General features: G+C 38.7%; 12 protein-coding genes, 1 tRNA gene and 2 rRNA genes (1 of these 15 cut by a window edge). 2 read left to right on the top strand and 13 right to left on the bottom strand.

Annotated features, from left to right (window positions below; all coding sequences use genetic code 11):
- The 8 genes from A6J68_RS02085 to A6J68_RS02050 form a co-directional block, all read right to left on the bottom strand.
- Positions 1-1,049: ribosomal RNA gene (locus tag A6J68_RS02085) — 23S ribosomal RNA — on the bottom strand (it extends 1,854 nt beyond the left edge of the window).
- 154 nt (positions 1,050-1,203) lie between these two features.
- A tRNA-Ala gene (locus A6J68_RS02080) sits at positions 1,204-1,276 on the bottom strand.
- Between the two features lie 54 nt (positions 1,277-1,330).
- Positions 1,331-2,879: ribosomal RNA gene (locus A6J68_RS02075) — 16S ribosomal RNA — on the bottom strand.
- Together the 16S and 23S rRNA genes with 1 tRNA gene alongside form the textbook arrangement of a ribosomal RNA operon.
- A 396-nt stretch (positions 2,880-3,275) precedes the next feature.
- Positions 3,276-4,208 carry an ABC transporter ATP-binding protein gene (locus A6J68_RS02070; RefSeq protein WP_105253156.1) on the bottom strand — a complete coding sequence of 311 codons (933 nt, stop codon included), beginning with the start codon at positions 4,206-4,208 and terminating at the stop codon, positions 3,276-3,278.
- Positions 4,205-5,254 (bottom strand): ABC transporter ATP-binding protein, encoded by a 1,050-nt coding sequence (locus tag A6J68_RS02065; RefSeq protein ID WP_000410289.1) that lies wholly within the window; start codon positions 5,252-5,254, stop codon positions 4,205-4,207. Before A6J68_RS02065 ends, A6J68_RS02070 begins: the two co-directional genes overlap by 4 nt.
- Positions 5,255-5,266: 12 nt before the next feature.
- Positions 5,267-6,298 (bottom strand): ABC transporter permease, encoded by a 1,032-nt coding sequence (locus A6J68_RS02060; RefSeq protein WP_000764053.1) that lies wholly within the window; start codon positions 6,296-6,298, stop codon positions 5,267-5,269.
- A gap of 9 nt (positions 6,299-6,307) precedes the next feature.
- Positions 6,308-7,222 (bottom strand): ABC transporter permease, encoded by a 915-nt coding sequence (locus A6J68_RS02055; protein WP_000598967.1) that lies wholly within the window; start codon positions 7,220-7,222, stop codon positions 6,308-6,310.
- Positions 7,223-7,336: 114 nt separating this feature from the next.
- Positions 7,337-8,995 carry a peptide ABC transporter substrate-binding protein gene (locus tag A6J68_RS02050; RefSeq protein WP_001118750.1) on the bottom strand — a complete coding sequence of 553 codons (1,659 nt, stop codon included), beginning with the start codon at positions 8,993-8,995 and terminating at the stop codon, positions 7,337-7,339.
- Positions 8,996-9,236: 241 nt separating this feature from the next.
- Between A6J68_RS02050 and pbp3 the strand changes: the two genes are divergently transcribed.
- Complete coding sequence (pbp3, locus tag A6J68_RS02045; RefSeq protein ID WP_000720939.1) at positions 9,237-10,472, top strand: D-alanyl-D-alanine carboxypeptidase PBP3; 1,236 nt, start codon at positions 9,237-9,239, stop codon at positions 10,470-10,472.
- Between the two features lie 152 nt (positions 10,473-10,624).
- Complete coding sequence (locus A6J68_RS02040; RefSeq protein WP_001125231.1) at positions 10,625-11,812, top strand: D-alanyl-D-alanine carboxypeptidase family protein; 1,188 nt, start codon at positions 10,625-10,627, stop codon at positions 11,810-11,812.
- 70 nt (positions 11,813-11,882) lie between these two features.
- Here A6J68_RS02040 and sufB read toward each other — a convergent pair whose 3' ends face one another.
- The 5 genes from sufB to sufC all read right to left on the bottom strand — a co-directional run bounded on the left by sufB (position 11,883) and on the right by sufC (position 17,134).
- Entirely contained in the window at positions 11,883-13,301 is a 1,419-nt protein-coding gene (gene sufB, locus A6J68_RS02035) for a Fe-S cluster assembly protein SufB (RefSeq protein ID WP_001289834.1), read from the bottom strand.
- 99 nt (positions 13,302-13,400) lie between these two features.
- Positions 13,401-13,844: a Fe-S cluster assembly sulfur transfer protein SufU gene (gene sufU / locus A6J68_RS02030; protein WP_001218457.1), complete on the bottom strand. Its 444-nt coding sequence runs from the start codon at positions 13,842-13,844 to the stop codon at positions 13,401-13,403.
- Positions 13,831-15,063 (bottom strand): cysteine desulfurase, encoded by a 1,233-nt coding sequence (locus A6J68_RS02025; RefSeq protein WP_000173347.1) that lies wholly within the window; start codon positions 15,061-15,063, stop codon positions 13,831-13,833. Before A6J68_RS02025 ends, sufU begins: the two co-directional genes overlap by 14 nt.
- 1 nt (position 15,064) lies before the next feature.
- Positions 15,065-16,327 (bottom strand): Fe-S cluster assembly protein SufD, encoded by a 1,263-nt coding sequence (sufD, locus tag A6J68_RS02020; protein ID WP_000031277.1) that lies wholly within the window; start codon positions 16,325-16,327, stop codon positions 15,065-15,067.
- A 36-nt stretch (positions 16,328-16,363) separates the two neighbouring features.
- Complete coding sequence (gene sufC / locus A6J68_RS02015; RefSeq protein WP_000114502.1) at positions 16,364-17,134, bottom strand: Fe-S cluster assembly ATPase SufC; 771 nt, start codon at positions 17,132-17,134, stop codon at positions 16,364-16,366.
- Positions 17,135-17,210: the final 76 nt, after the last annotated feature.

Here is a 17,210-nt window from a genome sequence, read left to right as displayed (position 1 = left end):
ATATATTTTGGGACCTTAGCTGGTGGTCTGGGCTGTTTCCCTTTCGACTACGGATCTTAGCACTCGCAGTCTGACTGCCGATTATATCTCGTTGGCATTCGGAGTTTATCTGAGATTGGTAATCCGGGATGGACCCCTCACCCAAACAGTGCTCTACCTCCAAGAGACTTAACATCGACGCTAGCCCTAAAGCTATTTCGGAGAGAACCAGCTATCTCCAAGTTCGTTTGGAATTTCTCCGCTACCCACAAGTCATCCAAGCACTTTTCAACGTGCCCTGGTTCGGTCCTCCAGTGAGTTTTACCTCACCTTCAACCTGCTCATGGGTAGGTCACATGGTTTCGGGTCTACAACATGATACTATGGCGCCCTATTAAGACTCGGTTTCCCTACGGCTCCGTCTCTTCAACTTAACCTCGCATCATATCGTAACTCGCCGGTTCATTCTACAAAAGGCACGCTCTCACCCATTAACGGGCTCGAACTTGTTGTAGGCACACGGTTTCAGGTTCTATTTCACTCCCCTCCCGGGGTGCTTTTCACCTTTCCCTCACGGTACTGGTTCACTATCGGTCACTAGAGAGTATTTAGGGTTGGGAGATGGTCCTCCCAGATTCCGACGAGATTTCGCGTGTCTCGCCGTACTCAGGATACTGCTAAGGTTAATCTATCATTTTAAATACGAGGCTGTTACTCTCTTTGGCTTACCTTCCCAGGTAATTCTTCTATAATGATTAATCCTATATCGCAGTCCTACAACCCCGAAGTGTAAACACTTCGGTTTGCCCTCCTGCCGTTTCGCTCGCCGCTACTAAGGCAATCGCTTTTGCTTTCTCTTCCTGCAGCTACTTAGATGTTTCAGTTCACTGCGTCTTCCTTCTCATATCCTTAACAGATATGGATACTAGTCATTAACTAGTGGGTTCCCCCATTCGGACATCTCTGGATCAGCGCTTACTTACAGCTCCCCAAAGCATTTCGTCGTTAGTCACGTCCTTCTTCGGCTTCTAGTGCCAAGGCATCCACCGTGCGCCCTTATTAACTTAACCTTATTAAACTAGTTTCTTTAAAACTAGAAAACTCATTAAATATTCACAGCGTTTTCGGTTTATTTTCTTGTTACTTTCTACAATCTATTTCTAGATCGTGGAATTTGATATAGATATTCAATTTTCAATGAACAATTTGAACCTTTCGATTCAATGGAGCCTAGCGGGATCGAACCGCTGACCTCCTGCGTGCAAAGCAGGCGCTCTCCCAGCTGAGCTAAGGCCCCACAAGACCTCTCAAAACTAAACAAGACGCAAATGGCAGGTTTCCTTATCCTTAGAAAGGAGGTGATCCAGCCGCACCTTCCGATACGGCTACCTTGTTACGACTTCACCCCAATCATCTATCCCACCTTAGGCGGCTGGCTCCTAAAAGGTTACCTCACCGACTTCGGGTGTTACAAACTCTCGTGGTGTGACGGGCGGTGTGTACAAGGCCCGGGAACGTATTCACCGCGGCGTGCTGATCCGCGATTACTAGCGATTCCGACTTCATGTAGGCGAGTTGCAGCCTACAATCCGAACTGAGATTGGCTTTAAGAGATTAGCTTGCCGTCACCGGCTTGCGACTCGTTGTACCAACCATTGTAGCACGTGTGTAGCCCAGGTCATAAGGGGCATGATGATTTGACGTCATCCCCACCTTCCTCCGGTTTATTACCGGCAGTCTCGCTAGAGTGCCCAACTTAATGATGGCAACTAACAATAGGGGTTGCGCTCGTTGCGGGACTTAACCCAACATCTCACGACACGAGCTGACGACAACCATGCACCACCTGTCACTTCTGCTCCGAAGAGAAAGCCTATCTCTAGGCCGGTCAGAAGGATGTCAAGACCTGGTAAGGTTCTTCGCGTTGCTTCGAATTAAACCACATGCTCCACCGCTTGTGCGGGCCCCCGTCAATTCCTTTGAGTTTCAACCTTGCGGTCGTACTCCCCAGGCGGAGTGCTTAATGCGTTAGCTGCGGCACTAAGCCCCGGAAAGGGCCTAACACCTAGCACTCATCGTTTACGGCGTGGACTACCAGGGTATCTAATCCTGTTTGCTCCCCACGCTTTCGAGCCTCAGCGTCAGTTACAGACCAGAGAGCCGCTTTCGCCACCGGTGTTCCTCCATATATCTACGCATTTCACCGCTACACATGGAATTCCACTCTCCCCTTCTGCACTCAAGTCCTCCAGTTTCCAAAGCGTACAATGGTTAAGCCACTGCCTTTAACTTCAGACTTAAAGAACCGCCTGCGCTCGCTTTACGCCCAATAAATCCGGACAACGCTCGGGACCTACGTATTACCGCGGCTGCTGGCACGTAGTTAGCCGTCCCTTTCTGGTTAGTTACCGTCACTTGGTAGATTTTCCACTCCTACCAACGTTCTTCTCTAACAACAGAGCTTTACGATCCGAAAACCTTCTTCACTCACGCGGCGTTGCTCGGTCAGACTTCCGTCCATTGCCGAAGATTCCCTACTGCTGCCTCCCGTAGGAGTCTGGGCCGTGTCTCAGTCCCAGTGTGGCCGATCACCCTCTCAGGTCGGCTATGTATCGTTGCCTTGGTGAGCCTTTACCTCACCAACTAGCTAATACAACGCAGGTCCATCTCACAGTGAAGCAATTGCTCCTTTTAAATAACTAACATGTGTTAATTACTCTTATGCGGTATTAGCTATCGTTTCCAATAGTTATCCCCCGCTATGAGGCAGGTTACCTACGCGTTACTCACCCGTTCGCAACTCATCAGTCTAGTGTAAACACCAAACCTCAGCGTTCTACTTGCATGTATTAGGCACGCCGCCAGCGTTCGTCCTGAGCCAGGATCAAACTCTCATTAAAAGTTTGAGCTTTGCTCTTTTCTGTCTCGCTGACAGATTTATTGTTTTTTGTCATTGACGGATTTACAATGTAAATCCACCCTGCACATTCGTTCGTCTTGTTCAGTTTTCAAAGGTCTTTGCCTCTCTTGAGACAACTTCTATATTCTAGCAAACTTATTCTGCTTTGTCAACCACTTTTTTTAAGTTGTTAACTACGCGCTACTAGAAACTGCTCTCTCGAGACAACTTATTTAGTTTACTACATCATCTCTTACTTTGTCAACTCTTTTTTCATACTTTTTCTACATTTTCTGAAAAAAGTTTCCTGTTGGCTAACACCAATAACATAGAGTTTAAAATTCCATACCTAAATTTATTTTATTAGTAAAAAAATAAAAGATGGGCTAGCCATCTTTTATAATATTTGTTTTTTATATTCTTCAGCTTCTTGGGGTGTAGATAAAACAAAATGACCAGGTGTAATCTCGTGCATTTGACGTTCTTGTCCGTCTTGCTCAATAGCTGGATTATACGGCTGGTGAACACGTTGACGTTCACTCTCCGGATCTGGTTCTGGAATAGCTGATAATAGACTCTTCGTATAAGGGTGGATTGGTTTGTTATAAACATCATCAGATGTTCCAACTTCTAACAGTTTCCCCCAATGCATAACACCGATACGATCTGAAATGTATTTTACCATAGACAAATCATGTGCGATAAACAAATAAGTCAATCCTTGTTCTCTTTGCAATTTTTGCATTAAATTAACAACTTGTGCTTGGATTGAAACATCTAAGGCAGATATTGGTTCATCAGCAATGATAAATTTAGGCTCTACTGCTAAAGCACGTGCAATCCCGATACGTTGTCGTTGTCCACCTGAAAATTCATGCGGATAACGTGTTAAATGATCTTTATTTAACCCTACAAGATCTAATAGGGCCTGAACTTTACTATCACGATCTGATTTTGATTTAGCTAATTTATGTATGTCTAAACCTTCTGCTACGATATCACGAATCTTCATACGGCCGTTTAAGCTAGCCTGAGGATCCTGAAAAATCATCTGAGCGTCTTTACGAAAACTATGTAATGCTTTACCTTTCAGATGTGAGATCACTTCTCCATTAAAGGTAATTTCGCCATCAGAAATATCATAAAGTTTTAAAATTGAACGTCCAACGGTTGTCTTTCCTGATCCAGATTCCCCAACTAATCCAAACACTTCACCTTCATAAATGTCAAAACTAACATTATCAATTGCTCTCACTTCATTAGCTTTTCCTTTATTGAAGGTCAAAGAAACATTTTTGACTTCAACTATTTTTTTTCGATTTTCAGTCATTGGGCTTTCCTCCCTTCAATCTCGTTCCATTTTTCCCAACGTTTTTGGATCGGTAATGGAGGAAGCACCTTAGGTGATCTTTCATCTAAAAGCCATGTAGCAGCGAAATGTGTTTCTGAAACTTTGAAGTACGGTGGTTCTTCTTCATGATCAATATCTAATGCAAATTCATTACGAGCTGCAAATGCATCTCCTTTAGGTGGGTTCAACAAATCTGGTGGTGTTCCCGGAATTGACTCTAAACTACCTGATTCTGTTTCGGTTGTCGGCATTGAATTCAATAATCCCCAAGTATATGGATGTTGTGGATTATAAAAGACTTCATCAACAGTTCCAAATTCAACGATTTTCCCTGCATACATAACTGCTACACGGTCTGCCATCCCTGCAACGACCCCTAAGTCATGAGTTATGAAAACAATGGAGGAGTCTCGTTCTGCTTGAATTTTTTTCATTAAGTTTAAAATTTGTGCTTGAATTGTTACATCTAAAGCAGTCGTTGGTTCATCAGCAATAAGAATTTCAGGATCAGCAGCTAAAGCAATCGCTATAACCGCACGTTGACGCATTCCTCCAGACCACTGATGTGGGTAATCGTTAATATGCTCTTCAGCATTTGGGATACCTACATCTTTCATTAGCTCAAGAGCTAATTTTAAAGCATCCTTTTTTGAAATTTTTTGATGAATCATCATTGGCTCCGCTATTTGCATACCAATTTTCATCGTTGGATCCAAACTAGTCATAGGGTCTTGGAAAATCATAGAAATCTCATTCCCGCGTACCTTAGTCCACTCTTCTTCTGATAGTTCAACAAGGTTACGCCCCTTAAATTGAACATTCCCTGATATCTCTGAATTTTTAGCATTTAAACCAATTAAAGTTCTGGTAGTTACAGATTTTCCTGAACCAGATTCACCAACGATTGCAAGAGTCTCACCTTTTTTTAATTCAAAGTTGACATCACGAATTGCTTTTACTTCTCCAGCATATGTGTGGAAGTCAACATGAAGATTATTAACACTTAAAATAGTTTCTTTTTCCATGATTATACCTCCTTATTCATCGCTAGATTTTGGATCAAAAGCATCTCGCAACCCATCACCAAGCAAAATAAATGCCAATGAAATCATTACCAATGCTAAAGCTGGCAAGATAACTTGATATGGATAATATTGTAAATTTTCTTGTGCATCTGAAATCAATGATCCTAATGAAGCTGTCGGTGGTTTAACACCTAAATTGATTGCTGAAAGTACCGCTTCATACATAATAGCACTTGGGATTGTCATCATAATTTGTACAATGATAATACCAGAAATGTTAGGTAAAATATGTTTGAAGGCTATTTTAATTGGACTTTCCCCAAGTGAACGTGCAGCAAGCACAAACTCTCTTTCTCGATATGATAGGGTTAAATTCCTTACCTGACGAGACATAGAAGTCCATCCGGTAAAAGCAATAGAGATAATAATAGCCGTAATACCGTTACCAAGGACCAAACCTAACATTGTAACAATAACTAAGTTTGGAATTGATGAAATTACCTCTACGACACGTTGCATTAATGTATCAAGGCGTCCTCCAGCAAAACCTGAAACAAGACCGTATGTAACACCGATAATTAAATCAATGAATGTAGCTGCAATAGCTACAAGTAAGGAAATTCGAATACCTACGATGATGCGCTTAGCAACACTTCTCCCTAGAGAATCTGTACCTAAAGCATACTTAACTTTTTCAGGGACATTTTGAGACTTATAAGCGTCTGTAGATTCTGTATTTCCAGCGTACTTAATGCTACCATTCCAAAAAGGAAGGTTTGAACTCAATTTAGGTGGTAAGTTGCGATATGTCGTTACTTTTTTCGAATCAAACCCATTAGCATCCTTCTGAGTTACAAATAAATTTGAGGCTAACGAAAAAGTAAGTAAAAGAGCTAATAAATAGAGTGAAACTACTGCTAATTTGTTTTTTTTCAAGCGACGCCACGCATCTTGCATAAACGAAAGAGCAGGCTTTTCAATTTTTTCTTGTGTGCTAGAAGATCCTGCACCTACAAGTTTAAATGTTCTGTTTTTATCTGCCATAACATCTCCTTACTGCAAGCGAACACGTGGGTCTACGATACTAATAACAACGTCTGTTATCAAGATAGCAACCATCAACATTACTGCATAAACAATGGTTGTCCCCATAATAACAGGATAGTCTTTTGTTGGAATCGAAGTAACAAACTGCTGCCCAATTCCTGGAATCGAGAAAATCTGCTCAATTAGTGCAGAACCAGTTAACAGACCCGCCGCCAAAGGGCCAATTAGAGTTAAAATTGGAATCATAGAATTACGGTAAGCATGTTTTCGAGTTACTTGACGAATTGTCATACCTTTTGAACGAGCTAGTTGCACATAATCAGAATTTAAAGTTTCAATCATTTCACTACGGAAGAAGCGTGAAACAGATGCTAATGTAGGGAGTCCTAGAGCTAAAGAAGGTAAAATTGTTTGAGAGAAAGTCCCCCAACCTGATAAAGGCAACAAGTTCCACTTAAATCCAAAATAGTCTAATAATAAGATACCAATGATAAATGAAGGCATAGAAATCCCTAGCGTTGCAATAACACTTAAGATACCATCGACTTTATCATTCTTATGACGTGCCGAAATAGCTCCTACCAAAATACCGCCTAAAACACCAAATACGAGAGCCTGAACACCTAGATGTACTGAAACTCCTAATCTCAAGCTAATCATACGTGATACTGGCTGATTCACTGATTGATAACTCGTTCCAAAATCACCATGAAGTACATTCCAAAGGTAAGTCAAATATTGTTGCCATACAGGCTTGTCTAAACCATACTGTTTATTAAGCAATGTGATCATTTCTTCAGTGAGTTTTGGATTATTGTAGGGTGTTCCTGGAAGGATCTGCATCAGAAAGAACGATAGGGTTATGACAACCCATAGCGTTACTAACAAAATAGCAACACGCTTTAAAATATATTTAATCATATCATTTCCTTTTCTTAGAATTGCTAAAAATAGCAAACTCTTTCACTTTCTTTACTTAACCAAAAGCAAGAACTGGCAATTACCAATTCTTGCAAAGGTTTAGTGTAAAGTAATTTAATTATTTTTATAAGCATGTGTAAAGTCTATTGACAAACCTGTAGTATTACGAATAACACCTTTTAATTTTGGATTTTGTAAACCTTTACCACTACGGAAGTAGAGTGGGTTATAAGCACCTTGCTCAAATAAAATTTTCTCTGCTTCTTTATAGTCCTTCGCTGATTCTGCTGGTTTCATCGCATCTTCAGAAATTGCCTTGTTATAAGCAGCATCATAGTCCTTGTTAGCAAATTTTCCATCGTTATTTTGTGAATCCGACTTAAAGAGGCCGTAGAAAGTTGATCCTTCTGGATAATCCCCACCCCAAAGAGAAACTACAATGTCAAAGTTTTGTTTTCTACTGTCTTCTAAGCGTTGTTTAAAGGTTACAAATTTTTCTTCAACAGTAAGTCCTGGAAGAGCAGCTTCCCAAGTAGACTTGATATAGTCAACAGAGTTTTTGGCAGCAGGAGCATCAGCATCTGCTGTAATTGTTAATTTTAGCTTAGTCAAGCCTGATTCAGCCAAACCTTCTTTAAAGAGTTTTGCTGCTTCAGTTTTATTATATTCATAACCTGGGGCAACATATTTTGCCAAATCAGTTCCATCTGGTGTTTTGGCTAAACCAGTAGGTGCAAAAGCAATTGCCGGTTTTGAGCCTGTATCAACGGCTGCTTGAACAACTCCTTTACGGTTAGTTGCTAAGTTTAAGGCGCGACGAATCTTAACATTATCAAGCCCTTTCACAGAACCAGTAGTATTATATTCCATATAGGCAGTGGTCGCTTCTAGAACATCTGTGACATCTTTATTATTTTTATTAGCTTGATAAATAGCAGAAGTATTTGAGATATTAGCTGCATCTAACTCACCACGTTTATACATTTGAACGGCGGTATCTGGTTTTTTAACAGTCTGGATGCGAACTTCTTTTGTTTTTACATTTTTAGCGTCCCAATAATTTTTGTTTTTCTTCAGCGTGAAAGTACCATTCGAACCATTCCAACCTTCAACAGTATATGGTCCTGAGTAAACTGTATTTTTTGAAGTAGTTGCGTAATCTTTTCCATATTTTTCAACAACTTCTTGTTTTTGTGGCATGAAGTTAGTGAATGCAAGGTAGTAGATGAATTGCGGAGACGGACTAGATAAAGTAATAACAACTTTGTCATCGCCTTCTGCCTTAACACCTAGCTTATTCAAGTCTTTCTCTTGTCCTTCGTTGATTTTATCGGCATTAAGCACATGCCCTTCAACAGCAAGGTAAGCATATTGTGAAGCTGTTTTAGGATCAACTAAACGTTGCCATGAATAAACAAAATCCTTTGCAGTAAGTTTACTGCCATCTGACCACTTCAAGCCTTTACGTAATGTAGCTGTATAAGTTAAGCCATCTTTTGAAACATCAACTTTAGTAGCCAAGTCTGGTCTTGTCTTTCCATCTTTATCTAAGCGAAGGAAATTACTACTAGAGTTACCAATAGCTAGATTTGAGTAAGTGTCTGTAACTTTAGATAAATCTAGTGTATTGATTTCTGTTGGAATAGCCCAATTAATCGCTCCATTAGAATCCTGGGAAGCTGATTTACTTCCACATGCAGCAAGAGTCGCAACTGAAGCAAGTGTAAGGACACCAACTCCAACACGGCGCCAGTTATTTTTCTGTTTTGCCATAGCTTTGTTCTCCTAATTCATTTATCTAGTGACTAACATTATACCACAAAAAATTCTTAAGAAAAGACAAAAACGCAAAATTTTCAGATAATTTTTTAACTTTCATTTTTTTACATTTTTTTACATTTTTATAACAAACGTTTTCTTCATTCAATTATCTGAAAATAATAATTCCTAGTATGACATAGTGATATGGTATAATAGGAGGGACAAAGTTTAAAAAATTTCTAAAGGTGTTATTTTGAAAAAAATTATTACTTCTATTCTATTACTTAGTTGCATTTTTTTTATGCCAACCATCTCTGCTGAATCTTTTAATGCTTCCGCTAAACATGCCTTAGCAGTTGATTTAGATTCAGGAAAAATCTTGTATGAAAAAGATGCTAACAAACCCGCTGCTATTGCTTCCTTGACTAAAATAATGACCGTTTATATGGTCTATAAAGAAATTGATAACGGTAACCTCAAGTGGAATACCAAAGTAAATATATCTGACTACCCTTATCAACTAACACGCGAATCTGATGCTAGTAATGTTCCTTTAGAAAAAAGGCGCTATACTGTTAAACAACTCGTGGACGCTGCCATGATTTCTAGTGCTAACAGTGCAGCCATTGCTTTAGCTGAACATATTTCAGGAACTGAAAGTAAATTTGTTGATAAAATGACTGCTCAATTGGAAAAGTGGGGAATTCATGATAGCCACCTAGTCAATGCTTCTGGCTTAAATAATAGTATGTTAGGCAATCACATTTATCCAAAATCGTCACAAAACGACGAAAATAAAATGAGTGCACGTGATATTGCTATTGCTGCCTACCATTTGGTCAACGAATATCCTTCCATTCTTAAGATTACTAGTAAGTCCGTTGCTAAATTTGATAAAGATATTATGCATTCTTATAACTACATGCTACCAGATATGCCTGTCTTTAGACCAGGTATTACAGGTTTGAAAACTGGGACAACGGAATTAGCTGGCCAATCTTTTATTGCTACATCTACTGAAAGTGGAATGAGACTACTCACTGTTATTATGCATGCTGATAAGGCCGATAAAGACAAATATGCTCGCTTTACAGCAACTAACTCTCTCTTGAACTATATCACAAACACCTACGAACCTAACCTTGTATTAGCTAAAGGAGCTGCATATAAAGGTAAAGAAGCAAGTGTGAGAGACGGAAAAGAACAATCGGTCATCGCTGTTGCTAAAAACGATTTGAAAGTAGTACAGAAGAAAAATATCACTAAACAAAATCAGTTAAAAATTAACTTTAAAAAAGAGCTTACTGCTCCTATTACAAAAAAAGAGAACCTAGGGAAAGCTTATTACGTTGACCTTAATAAGGTTGGAAAAGGCTATCTCATAAAGGAACCTAGCGTTCATTTAGTGGCAAAAGATAGTATTGAGCGCAGTTTCTTCCTCAAAGTGTGGTGGAATCATTTTGTGCGCTACGTTAACGAAAAACTTTAATAGTAATCTCCCTTTGACACAAGGAGTTACTGCACAGCAGTTTCTTTAGCTAGGTTTAGGAGAATATATAAAATTAAAAATCACTAATGAAATGTCTTTTTTATTAGTGATTTTTTGTTATAATATTAATAAAAAGTTTTCAGGAGTTACCTATGCCTAAATTAATCGTATCTTTCCTCTGCATTTTATTATCCCTGACTTGTGTAAACTCTGTGCAAGCTGAAGAACATAAAGATATTATGCAAATTACCCGAGAAGCCGGATATGATGTTAAAGATATTAATAAACCTAAAGCGTCTATCGTTATTGACAATAAAGGTCATATTTTGTGGGAAGATAACGCCGATTTAGAACGTGATCCCGCTAGCATGTCTAAAATGTTTACTTTATATTTACTATTTGAAGACTTAGCTAAAGGAAAAACAAACCTCAACACCACAGTGACTGCAACAGAAACAGACCAAGCCATAAGTAAGATTTATGAAATTAGTAATAACAATATTCATGCTGGGGTTGCTTATCCTATTCGTGAACTGATTACTATGACGGCTGTCCCGTCATCTAATGTAGCAACTATTATGATTGCTAACCACTTATCACAAAACAATCCTGACGCCTTTATTAAACGAATCAATGAAACCGCCAAGAAACTCGGTATGACAAAAACTCACTTTTATAACCCCAGTGGGGCGGTAGCGAGTGCTTTTAATGGACTTTACTCCCCAAAAGAATACGATAACAATGCTACTAACGTTACGACTGCACGTGATCTATCAATTTTAACCTATCATTTCCTTAAAAAATACCCTGATATACTGAACTATACAAAATATCCTGAAGTCAAGGCCATGGTCGGAACTCCTTATGAAGAAACATTTACAACTTATAACTACTCTACCCCCGGCGCTAAATTGGGATTAGAAGGAGTAGATGGCTTAAAAACTGGTTCTAGCCCTAGCGCTGCTTTTAATGCCTTAGTTACAGCTAAACGCCAGAATACTCGCTTGATAACTGTGGTTTTAGGAGTTGGCGATTGGTCAGACCAAGACGGAGAGTACTATCGTCATCCGTTTGTCAACGCTCTTGTAGAAAAAGGTTTTAAAGACGCTAAAAATATTTCTTCTAAAACTCCTGTATTAAAAGCCGTTAAACCTAAAAAAGAAGTTACTAAAACCAAAACTAAATCTATTCAAGAACAGCCTCAAACAAAAGAACAGTGGTGGACAAAAACAGATCAATTTATCCAATCACATTTTGTATCTATTTTAATTGTTCTGGGCACCATCGCTAGCCTTTGTCTTTTAGCTGGGATAGTATTACTTATAAAGCGCTCTAGATAATAACTGTGCTAATATAAAAGCCCCTTCATCAATAACATAGGGGCTTTTTATTATCTCTTGAAATCTTCAATTAACCAACTGAACCTTCCATTTCATAGGAAATTAAACGATTTAACTCTACCGCATATTCCATTGGTAATTCTTTCGTAAAGGGCTCAACAAACCCCATAACAATCATTTCTGTTGCTTCAGCTTCAGATAAACCTCGACTCATCAAGTAGTACAGTTGCTCTTCAGAAATCTTAGACACCTTTGCTTCATGCTCTAAAGCAACCTGTGAATTATGAATCTCATTAAACGGTATGGTATCTGATTTTGAAATATCATCCATCAATATGGTGTCACATTCTATATGTGACACTGATTTTTTGGAATCTTTATTAAATGTCACTTGACCTCGATAATCAACTTTTCCCCCACCCTTAGCAATTGATTTAGAGACAATGGATGAACTAGTATGGGGGGCATTATGAATCATCTTTGCACCCGTATCTTGGTGTTGTCCTTTGTTTGCAAAAGCAATAGACAACATCGTGCCACGTGCTCCTTCACCATCAAGGTAAACCGATGGGTATTTCATTGTTGTTTTAGCTCCTAGATTTCCATCTATCCACTCAACTGTTGCATCTTTTTTAGCGGTAGCACGTTTTGTCACTAAATTATAGACATTATCGGACCAATTTTGAATAGTCGTATAGCGCATATAAGCTCCATCAAGTGCAAAAATTTCAACTATAGCTGCATGTAAACTATTTGAAGAATAAGTTGGGGCGGTACAACCTTCAACATAGTGAACACTTGCTCCCTCATCAACAATAATGAGAGTACGTTCAAATTGTCCAGTATTTTCATTATTAATACGGAAGTAAGTTTGAAGTGGAATATCCACCTTAACACCTTTAGGAACATAAATAAATGTTCCACCTGACCATACAGCAGAGTTCAGAGCAGCTAATTTATTATCTGTTGGAGGGACAAGTTTAGCAAAATATTTTTTGAATAGCTCTGGGTACTCTTTAAGTGCAGAGTCAGTATCCGTAAAAACAATACCCAGCTTATCATATTCTTCTTTCATATTGTGATAAACTACTTCTGATTCATATTGTGCTGATGCTCCTGCAAGATAGGCTCTTTCAGCTTCTGGAATCCCAATTCTTTCAAAAGTTTCTTTGATTTTTTCTGGAACATCATCCCAATCACGCGCAGGTTTATCAGATGCTTTTTGATAATAAATAATATCATCAAAATCAATATCTGATAAATCTGCTCCCCAGGTCTGCATCGGCATTTTATTAAACGTTTCCAAGGATTTTAGACGAAAGTCCAACATCCACTCAGGTTCACCCTTAGCTGCAGATAACTCACGAATAACAGCCTCATTTAGACCTTTTCCCGTAGAATAAATTGGCTTTACATCGTCATGAAATCCAAATTTATATTCCCCAAGATCTATTGGCTGTGGTTCTACTTTTTCATTTATTTCGGACATACTTATCCTTTCTTTAATATTTAAATTTAAGACATTCTTCTACTAGACTACCTTATGTCAGTAAAAGTTGTTTAAATGTAATTCCTTCAACTATGGTTGTCAGAGTTCTGCCTGATTATCTCTCTCAATAGCCTTTCTTAAAGCATTCCACGAAAGCGTAGCACATTTGATACGTTGTGGAAATTTTGATACCCCAGCTAGAAACTCTGCATCCCCAAGTTTCTCTTGTTTTGGATTTTGATTGCCTTGAACCATTTTGGAGAATACATCAGCAAGCTGCAATGCTTCTTCTTTTGTTTTCCCAATAACTGCATCTGTCATCATGCTTGATGAAGCCGTAGAAATTGTACAACCATTACCAGCAAATGCAATATCTGAAATAATATTCCCATCAAATTTAACAGATAAGGAAATAACATCTCCACATGTAGGATTGTTTAACTGCACTTGTTCAACGCCTTCTAAAAATCCATGATGATGAGGGTGTTTTGAATGATCAGCTACCACCGCCATGTAGAGGTTATCTAATTTAGAGAGTGCCATTGAAAAACTCCTTAGTTTTTTGGATAGCGTCTACCAATTTGTCGCAATCCTCTTTGGTATTATAGAAATAGAAACTTGCTCGAACCGCCGAATGGATACCAAGATGATTAATAAGGGGTTGTGCACAATGATGACCTGCACGAACAGCCACTCCTTCGTAATCCATTGCAGTTGCCACATCATGTGGGTGTAAACCTTCTAAATTGAAGGCAATAACGCCTACATGAGATTCAGCATCACTAGGTCCGTAAATAGTTAAACCATCGATAGCCTGTAATTTAGGCAACACATAAGAAACTAAACTTTGTTCATATTGATGAATCTCATCCATACCAACATCCGTTAAATAATCTAAAGCTTCTCCAAAAGCGATCGCTCCAGCAATATTAGGCGTTCCAGCTTCAAACTTCCAGGGCAATTCCTTCCATGTTGCACTATGCTCATAGACAAAATCAATCATTTCACCACCAAATTCGACAGGTGGCATCTTATCTAAAATGCTTTCTTTCCCATAAAGAACACCAATACCAGTAGGACCAAGCATCTTATGGCCAGATAAGGCGAAGAAATCACAATCAAGGTCTTGAACATCAATCGCCATATGTGGCGCTGATTGAGCTCCATCAACAACCATGTATGCCCCAACTTGATGCACACGTTCTGCTATTGCTTTTACTGGTGTAATACAGCCAAGTACATTTGAGATATGTGCCAAACTAACAAATTTAGTTTTAGAGGATAATTTATTATAGAAATCTTCTAAATCTAAAGAACCATCTTTTAGATAGGCATAAACCAATTTAGCACCAGTTCTCTCGCAAGCTTGTTGCCATGGGATAATATTAGAATGATGCTCCATAATGGAAATAAGTACCTCATCACCTCGTTCTAAAATACTTTCGGCAAACTTAGCTACCCAATTTAATCCTGTTGTGGTGCCACGTGTGAATAAAATTTCTTTACTTGATTTAGCATTTAAAAACTGCCTTGCTTTTTCACGAGCAGTCTCGTACTGAGCAGTCGCTCGTTCTGCTAAAGTATGAACACCACGATGGACATTTGCATTGTCATTTTGGTAGTAATCTCGCAAAGTTTCTAAAACTTGATTCGGTTTTTGTGTCGTTGCTGCATTATCTAAATAGATAAGCGGCTCATCATTAACTAATTGATTTAAAATTGGGAAATCTTGCTTTAGTTTATAACTATCTAGTAATGTCATATTAACGTTTTTCTAGTTTTGTATCAATAACGGCAATCATTTCATCGCGAACTTCTTTTACTGGTATTTCAGCAATGACTGTTCCTAAAAATCCACGAATAACTAATTGCTCTGCTGTTTTTTGGTTCAAGCCACGGCTCATCAAATAATATAAATCCTCTGGGTCAACCTGACCAATTGAGGCTGCGTGACCAGCTGTAACATCATTTTCATCAATCAAAAGGATAGGATTAGCATCTGAACGTGCTTTGTCTGATAACATGAGAACTCGGCTTTCTTGTTGGGCGTCTGCTCCCTTTGCACCTTTTATAATATGTCCGATACCGTTAAAAGTAAGAGTCCCACGCTCTAAAATAACCCCATGCTGTAAAATATGTCCTACTGAATTACAGCCGTAGTTTGTAACACGCGTATCAATTCCTTGAACTTGACGCCCTGACGAAGCAGCAACTACTTTTAAATTAGCGTGGCTTCCATCACCAATTAAATCAGAATCAAAGTCAGCAACAACATTGCCCTCATTCATCACCCCAAGGGCCCAATCTATTGTTGCATCGCTACTGTGACGACCACGACGACTTATAAACGTTGTCACATTTTCTCCGAGGCGATCAATTGAGGCAAATTTAATTTGGCTACCTGCTTGGGCAATTACTTCTACAGAAATATTAGCACTTGTTCGTTCTGTCCCATCACCAATTGACTCAAATCGCTCTAAGTAACTAACTTTTGCATTTTTTCCAACAATAAGAAGGATATGCTTATTAAATGGTACTTTAGATTGACTATCTTGATAAAAAAGACCTTCGATTGGTTGAGTAATTTCAACATTATCTGGAATATAAAGCACTGCACCACTGTTGAAGTAAGCTGTGTGATAGGCAGCAAGTCTATCTTCTTCAAAAGGACGTGCTTTCCCAAAGTAGCGCTCTATGACTTCTGGAATTTCTTCCAAAGCCGAATAGAAATCTGTAAAGACAACGCCTTTCTCTATTAATTCCATAGGAACTTGTTCAAGGACAGTTTGGGTCCCAATTTGAACCAACTTGGGATTGTTTCCTAACTCTGTGAAATCTGGAATGTTAGCTGTATAGTCATTCTCTAAAATAGTTCCATCACCTAAATTCCATCTATGAAATTTTACACGTTCAATTACTGGTAATTCTAGTTCTTCTATTTTTTCAAAAGCCTTTAGTCGTAATTCTTGTAACCAAGTAGGCTCACCTTTGGCTTGTAAAAAATTTAATATAGCTTCTTTAGACATTTGTAACTCCTTTTCTCTTCTAGTTGAAGTGACAAATTAGACTTCTTCTTTATACTCTAAACCAAGCTCTTCAGCGATTTGAGCATAACCTTCTTTCTCAAGGCGAACCGCTAATTCTGGTCCTCCTGACAATACTACCTTCCCGTCCATCATAACGTGTACTTTATCTGGTGTAATGTAATTCAAAAGGCGTTGATAGTGTGTAATAATCATAGCACCAAAACCTTCACCACGCATTTCATTGACTCCCTTTGATACCACTTTAAGAGCATCAATATCCAGGCCAGAGTCAATCTCATCCAAGAGGGCAAACTTAGGCTCTAACATTAGGAGTTGTAAAATTTCATTGCGCTTCTTCTCACCACCTGAAAAACCTTCGTTAAGATAACGTTCCGCCATTTCTTCTTTCATGCCAAGTAGTTCCATCTTTTCATCTAACTTAGTAATAAATTGGCGGATGGAAATTTTATCATCATCAGCCTTTCCCGCATTCATAGCTGCTCGGATAAATTCAGCATTAGTAATCCCTGGAACCTCTGAAGGGTATTGCATCGCAAGAAATAGACCCAAACGAGCACGTTCATCCACTTCTAGCTCTAAAATATCTTCACCATCAAAAAGAATTTCACCTGCTGTAACTTCATAATTAGGATTTCCCATAATAGCTGCTGAAAGTGTCGACTTCCCAGTACCATTTGGACCCATGATAGCAGCAATTTCTCCTGTTTTCAGCGTTAAATTAAGACCTTTTAAAATTTCTTTATCTTCAATAGAAACATGAAGATTTTTGATTTCAAGTACAGACATTGTACACTCCTTTTCTTGGTTAACAGAGAATATGTGATATTTCTCTATGGTTTAAAGAAGATATTATAGGGCACTC

The organism is Streptococcus sp. 'group B', from assembly GCF_002073795.1.
GTDB classification, from domain to species: domain Bacteria; phylum Bacillota; class Bacilli; order Lactobacillales; family Streptococcaceae; genus Streptococcus; species Streptococcus agalactiae.
This window is presented reverse-complemented; position numbering and strand designations above follow the sequence as displayed.